Raw genomic sequence first — 17,837 nt, forward strand, 5'->3', positions numbered from 1 at the left:
TACCCCTGTGACTGACCGGATCCAGATCAAGCGAGCACTGATCTCCGTCTTCGACAAGACCGGCCTCGACGACCTCGTCCGCGGCCTGCACGAGGCGGGCGTCGAGCTCGTCTCCACCGGCGGGTCCGCCGCACTGATCGACGGCCTGGGCCTCCCGGTCACCAGGGTCGAGGAGCTGACCGGCTTCCCCGAGTGCCTCGACGGTCGGGTGAAGACGCTGCACCCCCGGGTCCACGCGGGGATCCTCGCCGACCGCCGGCTGCCCGAGCACGTCGCCCAGCTCGAGGAGCTCGAGGTGGCGCCGTTCGACCTGGTCGTGGTCAACCTCTACCCGTTCGCCGCCACCGTCGCCTCCGGCGCCGGCGTGCAGGACTGCATCGAGAAGATCGACATCGGCGGCCCGTCCATGGTGCGGGCCGCGGCGAAGAACCACGCCTCGGTCGCGATCGTCACCGACGGTGCCGACTACACCGCGGCCCTGCAGGCCGCGCAGGGCGAGGGGTTCACGCTCGCCGAGCGCCAGCAGCTCGCCGCCAAGGCGTTCGTCCACACCGCGACGTACGACGTCCAGGTCGCCTCGTGGATGGGCAGCGTGCTCACCGACACCTCGGTGGTCGACGGCGAGCCGACCGGCTTCCCGGCCTGGATCGGCGCCACCTGGGACAAGGCCGCCTCGCTGCGGTACGGGGAGAACCCGCACCAGCCGGCCGCCCTCTACCGCGCCGGACACGGCCCCGGCGGGCTGGCCGCCGCCGAGCAGCTGCACGGCAAGGAGATGTCCTACAACAACTACGTCGACACCGACGCCGCCCGGCGGGCCGCACACGACCACGGCGACCAGCCGACGGTCGCGATCATCAAGCACGCCAACCCGTGCGGCATCGCGGTCGGGGCCGACGTCGCCGAGGCGCACCGCCGGGCACACGAGTGCGACCCGGTCTCCGCGTTCGGGGGCGTGATCGCCACCAACGTCCCGGTCTCCGTGGCGATGGCCGAGCAGGTCGCCGAGATCTTCACCGAGGTGATCGTCGCGCCCGGCTACGAGGACGGTGCGGTCGAGGTGCTGCAGGGCAAGAAGAACATCCGGATCCTGGTCGCCGAGCCGGTGGCCCAGGGCGGCGTCGAGACCCGTCCGATCAGCGGCGGCCTGCTGGTGCAGCACGCCGACCGGTTCCAGGCCGAGGGCGACGACCCGGCCCACTGGACGCTGGCCACCGGAGAGGCCGCCGACGAGCAGACCCTGGCCGACCTGGCGTTCGCCTGGCGGTCGGTGCGGGCTGCCAAGTCCAACGCGATCCTGCTCGCCGCGGACGGCGCCGCCGTCGGCATCGGCATGGGCCAGGTCAACAGGGTGGACTCCTGCCGCCTCGCCGTCGAGCGCGCCGACACCCTGGTCGAGGGCACGCGCCGGGCCCGGGGTGCGGTCGCCGCCTCCGACGCCTTCTTCCCGTTCGCCGACGGCCCGCAGATCCTGATCGACGCGGGCGTGCGGGCCATCGTGCAACCGGGCGGCTCGGTCCGCGACGAGCAGACGATCGAGGCCTGCCGGGCCGCCGGCGTGACCATGTACTTCACCGGCACCCGCCACTTCGCGCACTGAGTCGGAAGGACACCACGATGAGCGCACAGAAGCTGGACGGGTCGGCCACCGCCGCCGCGATCAAGGACGAGCTGCGGGTGCGGGTCGCCGCACTGCGCGAGAAGGGCATCACGCCGGGCCTCGGCACGGTGCTGGTCGGCGACGACCCCGGCTCCCGCTGGTACGTCAACGGCAAGCACAAGGACTGCGCCGAGGTCGGCATCGCCTCGATCCGCGTCGACCTCCCCGAGGAGGCGACCCAGCAGCAGATCGAGGACGCCGTCGCCACCCTCAACGCCGATCCGGCGTGCACCGGCTACATCGTGCAGCTGCCGTTGCCGCGGGGCCGCGACGAGAACCGGGTGCTCGGTCTGATCGACCCCGCCAAGGACGCCGACGGCCTGCACCCGACCAACCTCGGCTGGCTGGTGCTCGGCAATCCGGCGCCGCTGCCGTGCACGCCGTACGGGATCGTGGAGCTGCTGCGGCGCCACGACGTCGCGATCGCCGGTGCCGAGGTCGTCGTGGTCGGTCGCGGCGTCACCGTCGGCCGGCCGCTGGGGCTGCTGCTGACCCGGCGCAGCGAGAACGCCACCGTGACCCTGTGTCACACCGGGACCGTCGACCTGGCCGCGCACGTGCGCAACGCGGACATCGTGGTGGCCGCGGCCGGGGTGCCCGGCATCATCACCGGCGACATGGTCAAGCCGGGCGCTGCCGTGCTCGACGTGGGGGTCTCGCGGGTCGACGGCAAGATCGCCGGCGACGTCGCCGCGGATGTCTGGGACACCGCCGGATGGGTCTCGCCCAATCCGGGTGGGGTCGGTCCGATGACACGTGCGATGCTGCTGGCCAACGTCGTGTCGATGGCTGAGCAGGCAGCCGCGACCACCCGCTGAGGAGCCCCACGCTGAACGACGCCGCGCCCGAGCCGCCCGAGCCCGCCGAGAAGCCCGAGCCGCGCCGTTATCCGTCGACGATCGGGGGAGCCTGCTACATCGTGATCCTGGTGGTCGCGATCGGCTCCATCGGGTACGTCGCCCTCACCGGGGACTGGCGGGTGGGTCTGCGCTACCTGGCCGGCGCGATGGGTGTCGCCGGTGTCCTGCGCCTGACCTTCCCGGAGAAGGACGCCGGGATGCTGGCGGTGCGCAACCGCTTCCTCGACACCTCGCTGCTGCTCGTCGTCGGTGCCGCGATCGCCTTCCTCACCGTCACGATCCCGGACCAGCCCGGCGACTGACCCGCTCGCCGGTGTGCGTGGACCGGCGTGATCGCCGGGAAAACGACGGCGAGCGCGTGCCACCCGGAGGTGACACGCGCTCGTCGTACCGGTGTCCGGTGGCCCGAACCCCTCGGTCGAGGGGCCCGAACCCCCGACTCAAGGGGGCCGAACCCCCAACTCGACGGTCAGATCAGGCCGAGCTCGGTGACCGCGGCCTTCTCGTCGGCCAGCTCGTTGACGGTGGCGTCGATCTTGCCGCGGGAGAAGTCGTCGATCTCCAGGCCCTGGACGATGCTCCAGTCGCCGCCGGCGGTGGTCACCGGGAACGAGGAGATCAGACCCTCCGGCACGCCGTAGGAGCCGTCGGAGCGCACCGCCATGGAGACCCAGTCGCCCTCGGGGGTGCCGTTGAGCCAGTCGCGGGCCGCGTCGCAGGTCGCCGAGGCGGCCGAGGCGGCCGAGGAGGCGCCGCGGGCGTCGATGATGGCGGCGCCGCGCTTGGCGACGGTCGGGATGAAGGTGTTCTCCAGCCAGTCCTGGTCGCCCACGGTCTCGGCGGCGTTCCGGCCGGCGACCTCGGCGTGGAAGAGGTCGGGGTACTGGGTGGCGGAGTGGTTGCCCCAGATGGTCATCTTGGTGATGTCGGTGACCTCGGCGCCGGTCTTCGCGGCCAGCTGGGAGATCGCCCGGTTGTGGTCGAGGCGGGTCAGCGCCGAGAAGCGCTCGTCCGGGATGTCGGGGGCGTTGGTCATCGCGATCAGCGCGTTGGTGTTGGCCGGGTTGCCGGTGACGCCGACGCGGACGTCGGAGGCGGCCACCTTGTTCAGCGCCTTGCCCTGCGCGGTGAAGATCGCGCCGTTGGCCTCGAGGAGGTCGCCGCGCTCCATGCCGGGGCCTCGGGGGCGGGCACCGACCAGCAGCGCGAGGTTCACCCCGTCGAAGATCTTCTCCGGGTCGGAGCCGATCTGGACACCGGCGAGGTTGGGGAAGGCGCAGTCGTCGAGCTCCATGACGACGCCTTCGAGCGCCTTCAGGGCGGGCTCGATCTCGAGCAGCCGCAGCTCGACGGGGCGGTCTCCGGCGATCGCGCCGCTGGCGATGCGGAAGAGCAGGCTGTAGCCGATCTGGCCGGCGGCGCCGGTGACGGCGACCTTGAGCGGGGTGGTGCTCACGTGGACACTCCTCAGGAGAAAGGCGGGTTCGACCTCCCGCGACGCTAGCAGCGCCCGGGCCCCGGGCGGGAGCCGGGCGGCGGCTGCGAGACGATGGCCCGGTGACCCCACCACGCCGTACGACGCCCCGCGGCGTCGTCGCCGCCGGACTGCTGACCGTGGCCACGGTGCTCACCGGGTGCGGCTCCGCGGCGGAGCCCAGCCCGCCCACGGGCGTGGACGGATTGACCATCCCGACCCCGGAGCCCGACCCCGACGACTTCGTCGCCGAGGTCGACAACCGCTGGCTGCCGATGCCGGTCGGTGCGACCTGGACCTACCAGCCCGCGCCGGGCGAGCCCGAGGGGGAGAGGTCCGGGTGGCCGCCGAGGCGGGAGGCGTCCACGCCGGCGTCACCACCACGGCGCTGGTCCGCACCGTGCTGGACCGCCGGGGACGCGAGCGCGGCAGCGTCACCGACCGCTACGCCCAGGACACGGCCGGCAACGTGTGGTGGTTCGGCCGCGACGAGACCTGGTTCGAGGAGCCCGGTCTGGCGATGCCGGCCGCGCCGCGCCGGGGGGACGGCTTCCGGATGGCGCTGGCCGACGGGCTCGACGTGCGGGCCGAGGTGGAGCAGACCGATGCGGAGCTGGAGACGCCGCTCGGTGAGCTCGATGACGTGGTGGTGCTCGCGGTGACCGAGGCGGAGGGCTCGGCGACCCGGCTCTACGCGCCCGGCATCGGACTGGTCCGGAACGCGACAGCGGGGCTCGTCGCGTTCGACGAGCCCCGCTGATTCGGGTCGGACCGGCTCAGGCCGGCGTCCGCCCCGGCGTCACTGCGGAGGGCGCACCTGGGTGTGCCCGTCGTCGCCGCCGGGCGGCGCCCAGCCACCCTGCTGCGGCGCCTGGGGAGCCTGCTGCTGGGCCGGGATCCACTGCTGGGCGACCGGGTCCCACTGCCATCCGTCCTGGATGATCGGCTGGTCCGGCTGCTGGCCCACCTGCCCGTGCTGCGCGTGCTGCGCGTGCTGGCCAGGCTGACCGGCCTGGCCGGGCTGGCCGGTCTGCGCCCACTGCTGGGTGAAGCCGGGGTTGGAGGAGCCGCCGCTGCCGGCGCTGAGTCCGGAGCCGGGGATCGGGTCCTTGTCCCGGCCGAAGAGCACCGGCGCCAGCAGGCCGGCGAGCGCGCCACCGAGCGCGGGAGCCAGGATGAACAACCACAGCTGCAGGATCGCGTCGCCGTTGAAGCTCATGATCGCCGGGCCGATCGACCGGGCCGGGTTCACCGAGGTGCCCGTCGCGGAGATTCCGACGAGGTGCACCAGGGTCAGGGTGAGGCCGATGGCCAGCGGTGCCAGCGCGGCGACCGCACGGTTGCGCTCGTCGGTGACGGCCAGGATCACCATCACGAAGACGAAGGTCATCACGAGCTCGAGCAGGAAGGCGGCCCACCACGCGTACTCGGTGAAGCCGGACTGCTCGCCGAAGCCGTTGGCGCCGAGGCCGGCGCTGTCGACGTCGTAGCCGTCGAAGCCCATCAGCAGCACACGGAGCACGCCGGCCGCGACCAGCGCGGCGACGATCTGGACCGCGGCGTAGATGCCGAAGTCCTTCCACGACAGGCGGCCGCCGAGGGCGGCGCCCAGGGAGACGGCGGGGTTGAAGTGGCCACCCGAGATCCGGCCGAACGCGTAGGCCGAGACCAACACGGTGAGGCCGAAGGCGAAGGCGGTGGCCAGCGGGTCGAACCCGCCGGCAGCGGCGTTCCAGGCGGCGACGGAGCCGCAGCCGAAGAACACCAGGACGAAGGTGCCGACCGCCTCGGCGGCGATCTTCTGGGCCATCGTGGGCGGGGCAGTCTCTTCTGTAACTTCCTCGGTCATGTCCCTCTCGCTCTCCAGCGGCTCCCGGAGCGGCCGCACTCATCCGTCACTCTAGAACCTCCGATGTCCCCTGGTCACGCACCACATCGCCGTTCGGCGCGCCCGTTACTAGGGTGGGCGACGATGGGACGCCTTCGGCCCCATCAGATATCTTGATGTCAAGCAATCTCGTGAGATCCAGGAGCGACGCCGCAACATGGCCAACGAAACGCCCAGCATCATCTACACCTACACCGACGAGGCGCCGCTGCTGGCGACGTACTCCTTCCTGCCGATCATCTCGGCCTACGCGGCCAAGGCCGGCGTGAACGTCGAGACCCGCGACATCTCGGTGGCCGCCCGCATCCTGGCGCAGTTCGGCCTCGCCGACGATGCGCTCACCGAGCTCGGCGAGCTCGCCAAGACCCCGGCCGCGAACATCGTCAAGCTGCCCAACATCTCCGCCTCCATCCCGCAGCTCAAGGCCGCGGTCAAGGAGCTGCAGGCGCAGGGCTTCGACGTCCCGGACTACCCGGAGTCCCCGGCCACGCCCGAGGAGGAGGAGATCCGCGCCAAGTACGACAAGGTCAAGGGCTCCGCCGTCAACCCGGTGCTGCGCGAGGGCAACTCCGACCGCCGCGCCCCCGCCTCGGTGAAGAACTACGCCAAGGCGCACCCGCACACCAACAAGCCCTTCACCGAGGGCTCGAAGACCGAGGTCGCCACCATGGGCGAGCACGACTTCGCGGCGAACGAGAAGTCGGTGACCCTGGCCGCCGACGACACCCTCTCCATCGTGCTGGAGACCGCGGCCGGCGAGACCAAGGTCCTCAAGGACGGCCTGAACGTGCTGGCCGGCGAGATCGTGGACGCCACCAAGATGGAGGCCGTCCACCTGCAGGCGTTCCTGAAGAACGCGATCGCCCGCGCCAAGGACGCCGACGTGCTCTTCTCGGTGCACCTCAAGGCGACCATGATGAAGGTCTCGGACCCGATCATCTTCGGGCACGTCGTGAAGGCCTTCTTCGCCGAGGTCTTCGGCCAGTACGGCGAGCAGCTGGCCGGCGCCGGCCTCTCCGCCAACGACGGGCTCGGCGCGATCCTGGCCGGTCTCGACCAGATCGAGGGCGGCGAGCAGATCAAGAAGGCCTTCGACGACGCCCTGGCCGGCGGCCCGCGCCTCTCCTACGTCAACTCCGACAAGGGCATCACCAACCTGCACGTCCCCAGCGACGTGATCATCGATGCCTCGATGCCGGCGATGATCCGCAACGGCGGTCGGATGTGGGGCGTGGACGGCGGTGAGGACGACACCCTCGCGGTGATCCCGGACTCCTCCTACGCCGGTGTCTTCCAGGCCGTCATCGACGACGTCAAGGCCAACGGCCCGCTCGACCCGGCCACCATCGGCACCGTGCCCAATGTCGGTCTGATGGCGAAGGCGGCCGAGGAGTACGGCTCGCACGACAAGACCTTCGAGATCTCCGAGCCCGGCACCGTCCGGGTGCTGGCCTCCAACGGTGACGTGCTGATCGAGCACGACGTCGAGGCAGGTGACATCTGGCGCGCCTGCCAGACCAAGGACGTCCCGATCCGGGACTGGGTCAAGCTGGCCGTCTCCCGGGCCCGTGCCACCGGCTCGCCGGCGGTCTTCTGGCTCAACGAGTCGCGTGCCCACGACGCCGAGCTGATCAAGAAGATCGAGGCCTACCTGCCCGAGCACGACACCGAGGGACTGGAGATCCAGATCCTGGCGCCGTCGCTGGCCGCGGCCTACTCGCTGCAGCGGATGCGCAAGGGCGAGGACACCATCTCGGTGACCGGCAACGTGCTGCGCGACTACAACACCGACCTGTTCCCGATCCTGGAGCTCGGCACCTCCGCCAAGATGCTCTCGGTGGTCCCGCTGATCGCCGGGGGCGGTCTCTTCGAGACCGGTGCCGGTGGCTCCGCGCCCAAGCACGTGCAGCAGTTGGTCGAGGAGAACTACCTGCGCTGGGACAGCCTCGGCGAGTTCTTCGCCCTGGTCCCCTCGCTGGAGAAGTACGCCGAGCAGGCCGGCGCCCCCGCGGCGCAGGTCTTGGCCGACGCGCTCGACGCCGCCACCGAGACCTTCCTCAACGAGGACCGCTCGCCGGGCCGCAAGCTCGGCACGATCGACAACCGTGGCTCGCACTTCTACCTCGGCCTCTACTGGGCCCAGGAACTGGCGAAGCAGACCGCGGACGCCGACCTGGCTGCGGTCTTCGCGCCGCTCGCCGAGAAGCTGTCGGCCGCCGAGTCGACGATCGTCGAGGAGCTGAAGGCGGTCCAGGGCTCGCCCGCCGACATCGGTGGGTACTACTACCCGGACGGCGAGTTGGCCTCCGCGGTGATGCGTCCCAGCGCCACCCTGAACGAGGCGCTCGACACGTTCTGAGCGACCAGCGGCGCAGGCGCGACGTGAGGGCCCGGGGAGCAGTCGCTCCCCGGGCCCTCGTGCGTCGTCCGGTCCTCGCCCGTCCGGGTGAAGGTCGCGGACCGGCGCGCCGCCGCGGCGGAATCCCTGGCCGGATCGCCGAGGTTTCGGTACTTTCCTAGGGCGTGTCGTCGGGGCACGTGGTCCTGACCTCGGGGGCGGCCGGATGGGTGAACGGGTACCGCCACGGCGCGGCGTGCGCGCGCTGCTCGCTGCCGGCCTGCTGGGCACCACGCTGAGCACGGTGCCGGTGGCCCTCGACGTCGCCAGCCCGCCCCCGGCAGCCGCCGAACCGGGCAACCCCGGCGTCATGGAGCCGGCGGAGTTCTTCTTCGTGGAGAACTTCGAGAACGTCACCTGGCCCGAGCCCAGCGCCGCCGGTGCGCCCGGCTGGGACGCGGGCGACCACGTCCAGACGCTGACCGAGTATCCGTTCGGGTCCGACCCGCCCGGCCAGCCCGGGTATCTCAACGAGAACGGGGTGACGACGTACTCGGCGGGGTCGCAGTGGGCGGCGGGCACCCTCTGCAACGGCATCGTCTCGGCCGCGCACGGGCCGGTCGCGTTCGCGAACACCAGCAACGACGTCCCGCTGCCCACCGCCGGTCCAGCCCAGGGGTGCGCGGAGTCGAACTGGTTCAACGCCCTGCGGGTCCTCTCCAACGCGATGGGGGCCTACCAGAACACCGGCGGCTACCCGTACGCCGGCCTCGACCTCGGCGTGCCCGCCAACAGCACGCAGAACCACACGGTCTCCTCCCTCACCCTGGGCAATCCCGGCCCGGGCACGATGCTGGAGTTCGACGACGAGATCGCCGTCGACCCGGGCCGCTACTACCAGTTCTCCATCGACATCGCCTCGCAGAGCTGCATCGTCACCAACAACGTCGGCGCGATCCCGGAGATCTACATCACCCAGGGGCAAGACCCTCCGATCCCGACCTTCGGGGGACGTTCAACACCTGCTCGGACACCGATGCGGCGGCGTTCCAGCAGTACGGCCCCGGCAGCAACTCGACCAACCTCGGGCGGCAGCGCACGACGCGGGTCGGGACCTGGGTCGGCACCACGGCGATCCGCTCGACGAGCGACTCCCTCGGGGTGCGGGTGGACAACCTGCGCGGCTCCGGCACCGGCAACGACACCGCCTTCGACAACATCGTGGTGCTGGACACCACCCCGAAGATCGACAAGGAGTTCCAGCCCGGGCCGTTGCCGGGCGGCGACTACCCGGTCGGCGGCACGGGCCAGCTCACCTTCACCGTCACCAACACCCACGTGCCGGGCGATCCGGACACCCCCTCGGGTCCCAAGCAGGACTGGTCGTTCACCGACACCCTCAACGACCCCGCGCTCGAGGTGGCCACGCCGCTGGACTACACCACCACCTGCGCCGACGGCGAGATGAGCCTGGAGGCCGACGGGTCGCTGTCGGCCTCCGGCGACCTCGCCGGCGCCACGGTCGAGTCGTGCACGTTCACCGTGGACGTCACCGCGGACACCCCGGGCACCTACACCAACGGCCCCGGTGACATGACCGTCTCCGGGCTCGACCCGGCGGGGGAGACCGCGATCACCTTCGTCGGCGCTCCGGAGCCGCCGGAGTGCCCGACGCCGCACACGCTGTGGGACCGCCCCGGCAACACCGCCGGGTCGACCCAGCTCTCCGAGATCGACCTGACCACCAGCGGCCTGACCCCGATCGCCGACCTCGCCCAGGGCATCGACGCGGTCGGTTACAACGAGGTCGACGGCAACTTCTACGGTCTCCAGGTCCCCGCGAGCGGGGCCCCCAGGTCGTCGCGATCGATCCGGCGACGCAGGCGATCACGCCGCTCGGCGTGCCCGACGCTGCCGACTCCGGCGTCGACATGGGCAACTGGGGGATGATGAACACCGGCGACGTCAGCCCGGACGGCGTGCTCTACCTGGCCACCGGCGGCGCCGGCCAGAACGCGTGGTTCGCGATCGACGTCAACCCCACCCGGGACAGCTTCATGGACGTGGTCGACGGCGGGACCTTCGGCACCGGCGGTGCGCAGCGCTCGCTCGGCCCGGACTGGTCCTACGACCCCTCGTCCGGAACGCTGCTGAGCATCGGCACCAACGGCGCCTCGACCCCGGCCGACGCCACCCTGGTCTTCCGGTTCGACCCCGCCACCGGGGCGGTCGCCCCGGTGCACAGTCCCGGCTTCCTGCGGTCGCCGGACGGCTCTGCGGCCCAGCAGGGCAACGGCCCCGGTCGCTACTTCTCGGCGACCTGGACCGACGCCGAGGGGTACCTGTACGCCAAGGCGGCGCTCTCCGGAGACATCTGGCGCCTGGAGATGGACGACCCCAGCACGCTGGCCTTCTTCTCCTACGGCGCCTCGATGGGCAACGACTACGGCAACGACGGGGCCAGCTGCGCGACGCCTGTCGAGGTCGACTTCGGTGACGCGCCCGACGAGGAGTCGGGGACGGGGTACGGCACCCTGCTCGCCAACGACGGCCCCCGCCACGGGCTCGGCGCCGACTACGACCCGGACGGCAACACCGCGGAGGTGATGCTCGGCGCGACCGTGGACCCGGAGGAGGACGGACAGCCGAGCGACGCGGCGGACGGCGACGACCTCGGAGCCCCCGTCGACGACGAGGACGCGCTCAGCGGGCCGGTGGCGGTCATCGACGGCGAGCCGACGGTGGTCCCGGTGACGGTCACCAACGACTCCGACGGCCCGGCGACGCTGGCCGGGTGGATCGACATCGACGGGGACGGGGACTTCGAGCCGGGTGAGCGGACCACCGCCGCGGTGCCGGCCGGGTCGGGGACCACCACGGTCGAGCTGACCTTCGCCGCCGTCGCGGCGGCGAACGCCGAGTACGCGCGGCTGCGCATCTATCCCGGGCAGGTCGGTGCTCCGCAGCCCACCGGGCCGGTCACCGGCGGTGAGGTCGAGGACTGGCCGGTGGAGTCCACCGCACTGGACCTCGGCGACGCGCCCGACAGCTACGGCACCCTGCTGGCTTCCGACGGCGCCCGGCACGCCGTGGTCGACCACGACCCGGTGGAGGAGACCGCGCCGCTGATGCTCGGTGGGGCGAACACCGTCGACGTCGAGGCCGACGCGGCCCCCGGCGCGAGCGCCACCGGCGACGACGAGGCCGGGGTGGACGACGAGTCGGCCATCGCCGAGCCGGTGGTCGTGGTGCCCGGTCGCGACGCCACCTTCGCGGTGGTCGCGACCAACGAGACCGACCAGGCCGCCACGCTGGCGGTGTGGCTCGACCTGGACCAGAGCGGCACCTTCGGGACGTCGGAGCGGCGCACGCTGGAGGTCCCGGCCGAGAGCGGCACGGACACCTACGAGATCTCCTTCGCCGGCGCCGGCGCGGCCGGCCTGACCACGGACACGTCGTACCTCCGGGCCCGGCTGTTCGCCGGCACCGTCGCCGACCCGCAACCGACCGGACTGTGGGTGGGCGGTGAGGTCGAGGACTACCGGGTGCAGGTCGACGAGCCGGCGTACGCGGTCACCAAGTCCGTCGACGGCGAGGGGCCGCGCGCGGTGGGGGAGACCGTCAGCTACCGGATCGAGATCGAGAACACCGGAGACGTCGACTTCACCACCGAGGATCCCGCGACGGTCTCCGACGACCTCGCCGAGGTGCTCGACGACGCGACCTGGGACGGCGACGTCTCGGTCACCTCCGACGCCGGCGGTACGCCGCCCGGCGCGAGCTATGCCGAGCCCACGCTGAGCTGGCAGGGCCCGCTGGCCGTCGGCGAGACCGTGACGATCACCTACACCGTGACCGTCCAGGGGCCGCCCGGTGGCGACGCCACGTTGACGAACGGGGTGGTCGGCGGCGACTGTCCGACGCCGCCGGTGACCGATCCCGACGCCGCGGACTTCGACCCGACCTGCGCCACGGTCACGCCCGTCCGGGCGCTGGAGGTGGTCAAGACCGGACCGGACCTCGCCGGGGCGCGGGCCGGCGACGAGGTCACCTACTCGTTCCAGGTGACCAACATCGGCGCCGGCGACTACACCGTCGCCGACCCGGCGGTGGTGGTCGACGACCTCACCGACGTGGTGGACGACGCCACCTATGACGGGGGCGCGGCGATCACCGCGGGCCGCGCCGACGGCACGCTCGACTACACCGAGCCGCAGCTGACCTGGTCGGGTCCGCTCGAGGCGGGCCAGTCGGTGACCGTGAGCTACACGGTGACCATCACCGCCCAGGGCGATCGCGTGCTGACCAATGTGGCGTTCCAGCCGGACGGCGCCTGCGACCCCGGCGCCTGCGAACCACCCGACAACTGCACCGACGGCGTGGACCCCGCCACCGGCCTGCCCTGCGACACCGTCACCGGCTCGCTGCCCGCCCTGGAGATCGAGAAGAGCGCATCCGGTCTCGACGGCGCGCGGATCGGCGACACCGTCACCTACCGGATCGAGGTGACCAACACCGGCGACGGCGACTACACCGCCGCGGCTCCGGCCACCTTCGTCGACGACCTCAGCCAGGTGCTCGACGACGCGACCTACAACGGCGACGCCGTCGTCGAGTCCGGGCCGGGCAGCCTCGCCTACGCCGAGCCGACCCTGGTGTGGACCGGACCGCTCGCCGCCGGCGAGAGCGCGGTGATCACCTACACCGTCACCATCGACGGCGCCGGGGACACCGAGCTGAGCAACACCGCTTTCGCGCCCGCCCAGCCCTGCGAGCCGGGGGAGTGCTCCGCACCGCCGGAGACCTGCGTGGACGGCGTCGACCCCGAGACGGACCGCCCCTGTGCCACCGTCACCGGCGGAGTACCGCGGCTCGCCGTCGAGAAGAGCTCCGCGGACGTCGCCGACGCCCAGGTCGGCGACACCGTCCGCTACGAGGTGGTGGTCTCCAACACCGGTGCCGGTGACTTCACCGACGTCGACCCGGCGACGGTGGTCGACGACCTCAGCGGCGTCCTCGACGACGCCGTCTTCAACGACGACGCGGAGATCGCCGAGGGTCGCGACGACGGGACCCTCACCTATGCCGCCCCACGGCTGGTCTGGTCCGGCGCGATGGACGCCGGGGAGTCGCTCACGCTGACCTACTCGGTGACCGTGACCGCGGGCGGGGACCTGGCGCTCGCCAACACCGCGTTCCAGCCGCCCGAGCCGTGCTCCGGACCGGACTGCGCCCCGACCCCGGCCTGCCCCGACGGCGTCGACCCCGCCACCGGGCTGCCCTGTGACACCGTGACCGGCGGCGTCCCGTTCCTCGACGTGGACAAGGTCAGCCCCGACATCGCCGGAGCCCAGATCGGCGACACCGTCACCTACCGCTTCACCGTCACCAACACCGGCGAGGGCGACTACACGGCCGACGCGCCGGCGGTGATGGTCGACGACATGTCCGGTGTGCTCGACGACGCGACCTACGCCGGAGACGCCGTGATCACCGCCGGTCGCACCGACGGCACGCTCGAGTACGTCGAGCCCACGCTGGTGTGGAGCGGCCCGCTGGACGCGGGGAGTCGGTGACCATCAGCTACACCCTGGAGATCGTGGCGGGCGGCGACAGCTCACTGTCCAACGTGGTGTTCGAGCCTGCCGAGCCGTGCGCGGCCGGGGAGTGCCCGGAGCCACCGGAGTGCGTGGACGGAGTGGATCCTGCCACCGGCCTGCCGTGCGACCGACTGACCGCAGGAGTGCCGGCGCTGTCGATCGACAAGTCGTCGCCGGACCTCGCCGGCGCCCGGATCGGCGACACCGTCACCTACCGGATCGAGGTGGCCAACACCGGTGCCAGCGACTACACCGTCGCCGACCCGGCGACCGTCGTCGACGACCTGACCGACGTGCTCGACGATGCCGCCTACGGCGGCGACGCCGCGATCGCCGAGGGACGCACGGACGGGTCGTTCGCCTACGCCGAGCCGAGGCTGGTGTGGACCGGCCCGCTCGCCTCGGGGAGTCGGTCACGATCACCTACACGGTGACGGTCACCGGCGCCGGCGACCTCACCATGACCAACACGGCCTTCGGTCCCGAGCAGCCGTGCGCCCCGGCGGAGTGCGCGCCCCCGCCGGAGGAGTGCGTGGACGGCGTCGACCCCGAGACCGGGATCCCCTGCGACACGGTCACCGGCGGCCTCCCCGCCCTCACCATCGACAAGTCCTCCCCGAACGTCGCGAACGCCCAGGTCGGTGACGTGGTCGACTACACGATCACGGTGACCAACGCCGGCACCCGGGACTTCACCGTCGCAGCCCCGGCGACGGTGGTCGACGACCTCGGCGAGGTCGTCGACGACGCCTCCTACAACGACGACGCCGCGGTCGACCCCGCCGGCGGCACGCTCGACTACGACGAGCCGCGCCTGGTCTGGTCCGGCGCGCTCGGCGCGGGCGAGTCGGTGACGATCAGCTATTCGGTCACCGTCACCGCCGCGGGCGACCGGACGCTGACCAACACCGCCTACCAGTCGCCCGGCCCGTGCGCCCCGGAGGAGTGCCCGTCGCCCCCGGAGGAGTGCGTGGACGGCGTGGACCCCAGCACCGGCCTGGCCTGCGACACCGTGACCGGGGCCGCGCCGGGGCTGACGATCGACAAGTCCGCGCCGGGTCTCGCGGACGCCCGGATCGGCGACACGGTGACCTACCGCATCGTGGCGACCAACGTGGGCCCGGGGACTTCACCGCCGACGCCCCCGCCACCGTGGTGGACGACCTGACCGACGTCCTCGACGACGCGACGTACGGCGGTGACGCCGCCGTGGTGAGCGGCCCCGCGGGGACCGTCGGCTACGTCGAGCCGACGCTGGTCTGGTCCGGCGCGCTCGCCGCCGGCGCGTCGGTGACGATCGAGTACACGGTGACGATCACCGGCGACGGCGACCATCGGCTGGAGAACGTCGCGTTCGCCCCGCCCGGGGGCGCCTGCCAGCCCGCCGACTGCCCGAACCGCCCGCGGAGTGCGTCGACGGTCTCGACCCCGCCACCGGGCTGGCGTGCGACCGGGTGAGCGGCGCCGTCCCCGAGCTGAGCATCGACAAGGTCGCGCCGGACCTCGACGGCGTCCAGGTGGGCGACTCCGTCGACTACGCGATCACGGTGACCAACGTGGGCGCGGGCGACTACTCCGCGGACAACCCGGCGGTGATGGTCGACGACCTCTCCGACGTGCTCGACGACGCGACCTACGGTGGCGACGCCGCCGCCGACCCCGCCGTTGGCTCCCTGCAGTACGCCGACGGCACGCTGGTCTGGTCCGGTCCGCTGGCGGCCGGGGCGTCGGTGACGGTGTCCTACTCGGTGACGGTCACCGGCGCCGGCGACGACCAGCTCACGAACACGGCCTACCAGCCCCGGGTGGCGTCTGCGCCCCCGCCGCGTGCCCGGAACCACCGGAGTGCGTCGACGGTGTCGACGCGGACGGCCTGCCCTGCGACACGGTCAGCGGTGGCCTGCCGGCGCTGACCATCGACAAGGCGGCTCCGGGGATCGGGACCGCCCAGGTCGGTGACACCGTCGAATACCGGATCACCGTCGCCAACGAGGGCAACGGCGACTACACCGATGCTCGGCCGGCGGTGGTGGTCGACGACCTCTCCGCGGTGCTCGACGACGCGACCTTCGGCGGTGACGCGAGCGTCGAGCCCGCCTCGGGCGAGATCGGGTTCGTCGACCCGCAGCTGATCTGGGTCGGGCCGCTGGCGGCGGGCTCCTCGGTCACGATCACCTACACGGTGACCCTCACCGCCGACGGTGACGGCACCGTCGACAACATCGTCTGGCAACGGCCCAACCCGCCCTGCGCCGATCCCGGGGGGTGCGGCCCCGTCGACCCGCCGTCCGGCTGCACGAACGGGGTGGTGCCCGAGACCGGACTGCCGTGCGACGCGGTCAGCACGACGCTGCCGCGGCTGCGGATCGAGAAGGTCGCCCCCGGGGCCGGCGCGGTGCGGGTCGGCGACACCGTCACCTACGCGATCACCGCGACCAACGACGGCCCCGGCGCCTTCGCCGCCGACAGCCCTGCCGTCGTCGCGGACGACCTCTCCGGCGTGCTCGACGACGCCACCTTCAACCAGGACGCGGCCGTCACGGCCGGACCCGCCGGTCAGCTCGTGCAGCGGGCCGACCACCTCGCCTGGGCGGGACCGCTGGCGGCGGGGGAGTCGGTGACCATCACCTACACGGTGACCGTCCACGGCGAGGGCGATCTCTCGCTGACCAACCTCGCCTTCAGCCCGCCCACCGACCCTGCGATCCCGGTGTGCCGTGCCAGCCGCCGGTCGATCCCCCGAGCCGCCGCAGCGGTGCGTGCAGGGCTACGACCCCGCCAGCGGCCGGCCCTGCGACGGGGTCACCGTCGGGCTCCCGTCGCTGACGGTCGACAAGACCAGCCCGGACCTGACGCGGGCCGAGGTCGGCGACGTCGTCTCCTACACCGTGTCGGTCACCAACGACGGGCGGGGCGACTACACGGCCTCCTCGCCGGCGGTCCTCGTGGACGACCTCACCGCGGTGCTCGACGACGCGACCTACAACGACGACGCCGACGCCCGGCCCGCCGTCGGCAGCGTCTCCTACGCCGCACCGCGCCTGGTCTGGACCGGCCCGCTGCCCGCGGGGGAGACGGTGCGGCTCGGCTACACGGTGACCGTCACCGGCGGCGGCGACCTGCGGATGCGCAACCTCGCGTTCGTGCCGGACGGCAGGTGCGTCGACGCCGCCGACTGTCCCGCACCACCGGAGCCGGAGTGCCCGGTGGACATGGCGGACCTGCGCAGCGCCCGCACGGACGTCTCCCCGCTGCACACCGCCCTGCGCCAGTTCGAGCCGGCCGTCAGCTACGGCACGTGCGCCGAGGTCGACGGCGGCATTCCCCGGCTCGAGCTCGACAAGGCCGCGTCGGCGACGCGCGCGGTGCGGGACGGGGACACCGTCACCTACGAGATCACCGCGACCAACACCGGTGCGGGTGCCTACACCGACGCCCGCCCGGCGTCGTTCGTCGACGACCTCTCCGGCGTGCTCGACGACGCGACCTACAACGACGACCACGAGATCGTCGAGGGCGGCGGACGCCTCACCTTCTCCGCGCCGCGACTGGTGTGGTCGGGACCGATCGGCGTCGGTGCGGCGGTGACGGTCCGCTACTCGGTGACCATCACCGGTGGCGGCGACCGGACGGCACGCAACATCGTCTTCTCGCCGACCGATCCGTGCGAGGACAGCGACGACTGCGTCCCGCGCCCACCCCGACGCTGCGTGGACGGCGTCGACCCCCGCGCCGGGCTGCCCTGCGACGGCGTGGACCTGGTGGTGGTACCGGGGCCGGAGCCGGGCGGACCGGAGCTGCCGGAGACCGGAGCACCCCGGGGCGTGCGCGGCCTGCTGGTGCTCGCGCTGCTCCTGCTGGCCGCCGGCGCCTACGCGGCGGCACGCGGCCGCCGCGGACCGACGGTGTGAGACCCGCGACAGCGCACGGCGCGACATCGGTCCGGTGAGGGTCGACGGTTCGCTGAAGTCCGCCGTCGGGAGGGAGAATCGGCCGGACGATATTCAGAGGCGGACC

General features: G+C 72.4%; 14 protein-coding genes and 1 pseudogene. 13 read left to right on the forward strand and 2 right to left on the reverse strand.

Features of this window, described 5'->3' with window-relative positions:
- The first annotated feature begins 7 nt into the window (after positions 1-7).
- The 3 genes from purH to FIV43_RS01025 all read left to right on the forward strand — a co-directional run bounded on the left by purH (position 8) and on the right by FIV43_RS01025 (position 2,822).
- A complete protein-coding gene (gene purH / locus FIV43_RS01015) occupies positions 8-1,600 on the forward strand; it encodes a bifunctional phosphoribosylaminoimidazolecarboxamide formyltransferase/IMP cyclohydrolase (RefSeq protein ID WP_141012626.1) in 1,593 nt (530 codons plus the stop codon).
- 17 nt (positions 1,601-1,617) lie between these two features.
- A complete protein-coding gene (locus FIV43_RS01020; RefSeq protein ID WP_141012627.1) occupies positions 1,618-2,478 on the forward strand; it encodes a bifunctional methylenetetrahydrofolate dehydrogenase/methenyltetrahydrofolate cyclohydrolase in 861 nt (286 codons plus the stop codon).
- Positions 2,479-2,579: 101 nt separating this feature from the next.
- Positions 2,580-2,822: a DUF3017 domain-containing protein gene (locus FIV43_RS01025; RefSeq protein WP_181407637.1), complete on the forward strand. Its 243-nt coding sequence runs from the start codon at positions 2,580-2,582 to the stop codon at positions 2,820-2,822.
- Between the two features lie 167 nt (positions 2,823-2,989).
- Here the strand turns inward: FIV43_RS01025 and FIV43_RS01030 are convergent, their stop codons facing one another.
- Positions 2,990-3,976, reverse strand: a complete 987-nt coding sequence (locus FIV43_RS01030) for a malate dehydrogenase (RefSeq protein ID WP_141012629.1) — start codon at positions 3,974-3,976, stop codon at positions 2,990-2,992.
- A gap of 358 nt (positions 3,977-4,334) precedes the next feature.
- Between FIV43_RS01030 and FIV43_RS01035 the strand changes: the two genes are divergently transcribed.
- A complete protein-coding gene (locus FIV43_RS01035; RefSeq protein WP_141012630.1) occupies positions 4,335-4,754 on the forward strand; it encodes a hypothetical protein in 420 nt (139 codons plus the stop codon).
- Positions 4,755-4,793: 39 nt separating this feature from the next.
- On the opposite strand, the gene FIV43_RS21300 is transcribed toward FIV43_RS01035, so the two are convergent.
- Positions 4,794-5,882 carry an MIP/aquaporin family protein gene (locus FIV43_RS21300; protein WP_196780933.1) on the reverse strand — a complete coding sequence of 363 codons (1,089 nt, stop codon included), beginning with the start codon at positions 5,880-5,882 and terminating at the stop codon, positions 4,794-4,796.
- A gap of 157 nt (positions 5,883-6,039) precedes the next feature.
- Here FIV43_RS21300 and FIV43_RS01045 point away from each other — a divergent pair, with 157 nt between their 5' ends.
- From FIV43_RS01045 to FIV43_RS01085, 9 genes and pseudogenes are all read left to right on the forward strand, one after another.
- Complete coding sequence (locus FIV43_RS01045; protein WP_141012631.1) at positions 6,040-8,241, forward strand: NADP-dependent isocitrate dehydrogenase; 2,202 nt, start codon at positions 6,040-6,042, stop codon at positions 8,239-8,241.
- Between the two features lie 1,146 nt (positions 8,242-9,387).
- Positions 9,388-10,170 (forward strand): DUF7933 domain-containing protein, encoded by a 783-nt coding sequence (locus FIV43_RS01050; RefSeq protein WP_181407638.1) that lies wholly within the window; start codon positions 9,388-9,390, stop codon positions 10,168-10,170.
- Positions 10,122-13,796 (forward strand): DUF7927 domain-containing protein, encoded by a 3,675-nt coding sequence (locus tag FIV43_RS01055; protein WP_141012633.1) that lies wholly within the window; start codon positions 10,122-10,124, stop codon positions 13,794-13,796. Before FIV43_RS01050 ends, FIV43_RS01055 begins: the two co-directional genes overlap by 49 nt.
- Complete coding sequence (locus tag FIV43_RS01060) at positions 13,793-14,254, forward strand: DUF7927 domain-containing protein (protein WP_181407639.1); 462 nt, start codon at positions 13,793-13,795, stop codon at positions 14,252-14,254. Before FIV43_RS01055 ends, FIV43_RS01060 begins: the two co-directional genes overlap by 4 nt.
- Positions 14,203-14,988: a DUF7927 domain-containing protein gene (locus tag FIV43_RS01065; protein WP_141012635.1), complete on the forward strand. Its 786-nt coding sequence runs from the start codon at positions 14,203-14,205 to the stop codon at positions 14,986-14,988. Before FIV43_RS01060 ends, FIV43_RS01065 begins: the two co-directional genes overlap by 52 nt.
- Positions 14,976-15,278 carry a DUF7927 domain-containing protein gene (locus FIV43_RS01070; protein ID WP_141012636.1) on the forward strand — a complete coding sequence of 101 codons (303 nt, stop codon included), beginning with the start codon at positions 14,976-14,978 and terminating at the stop codon, positions 15,276-15,278. The genes FIV43_RS01065 and FIV43_RS01070 overlap by 13 nt, the downstream gene beginning before the upstream one ends.
- Positions 15,275-15,733 (forward strand): DUF7927 domain-containing protein, encoded by a 459-nt coding sequence (locus FIV43_RS01075; RefSeq protein ID WP_181407640.1) that lies wholly within the window; start codon positions 15,275-15,277, stop codon positions 15,731-15,733. The genes FIV43_RS01070 and FIV43_RS01075 overlap by 4 nt, the downstream gene beginning before the upstream one ends.
- A gap of 62 nt (positions 15,734-15,795) precedes the next feature.
- A pseudogene (locus tag FIV43_RS23630) lies at positions 15,796-16,482 on the forward strand (DUF7927 domain-containing protein); the annotation flags it as partial.
- A gap of 55 nt (positions 16,483-16,537) precedes the next feature.
- Positions 16,538-17,731, forward strand: a complete 1,194-nt coding sequence (locus FIV43_RS01085; RefSeq protein ID WP_181407641.1) for a DUF7927 domain-containing protein — start codon at positions 16,538-16,540, stop codon at positions 17,729-17,731.
- Positions 17,732-17,837 lie beyond the last annotated feature (106 nt).

The organism is Nocardioides sambongensis (assembly GCF_006494815.1).
GTDB classification, from domain to species: Bacteria; Actinomycetota; Actinomycetes; order Propionibacteriales; family Nocardioidaceae; genus Nocardioides; species Nocardioides sambongensis.

What these genes read in the sequence shown, in the direction of transcription:
- FIV43_RS01020 (WP_141012627.1), top strand. Translation starts at nt 1,618, where the DNA reads ATGAGCGCACAGAAGCTGGACGGGTCGGCCACCGCCGCCGCGATCAAG.
- FIV43_RS01045 (WP_141012631.1), top strand. Translation starts at nt 6,040, where the DNA reads ATGGCCAACGAAACGCCCAGCATCATCTACACCTACACCGACGAGGCG.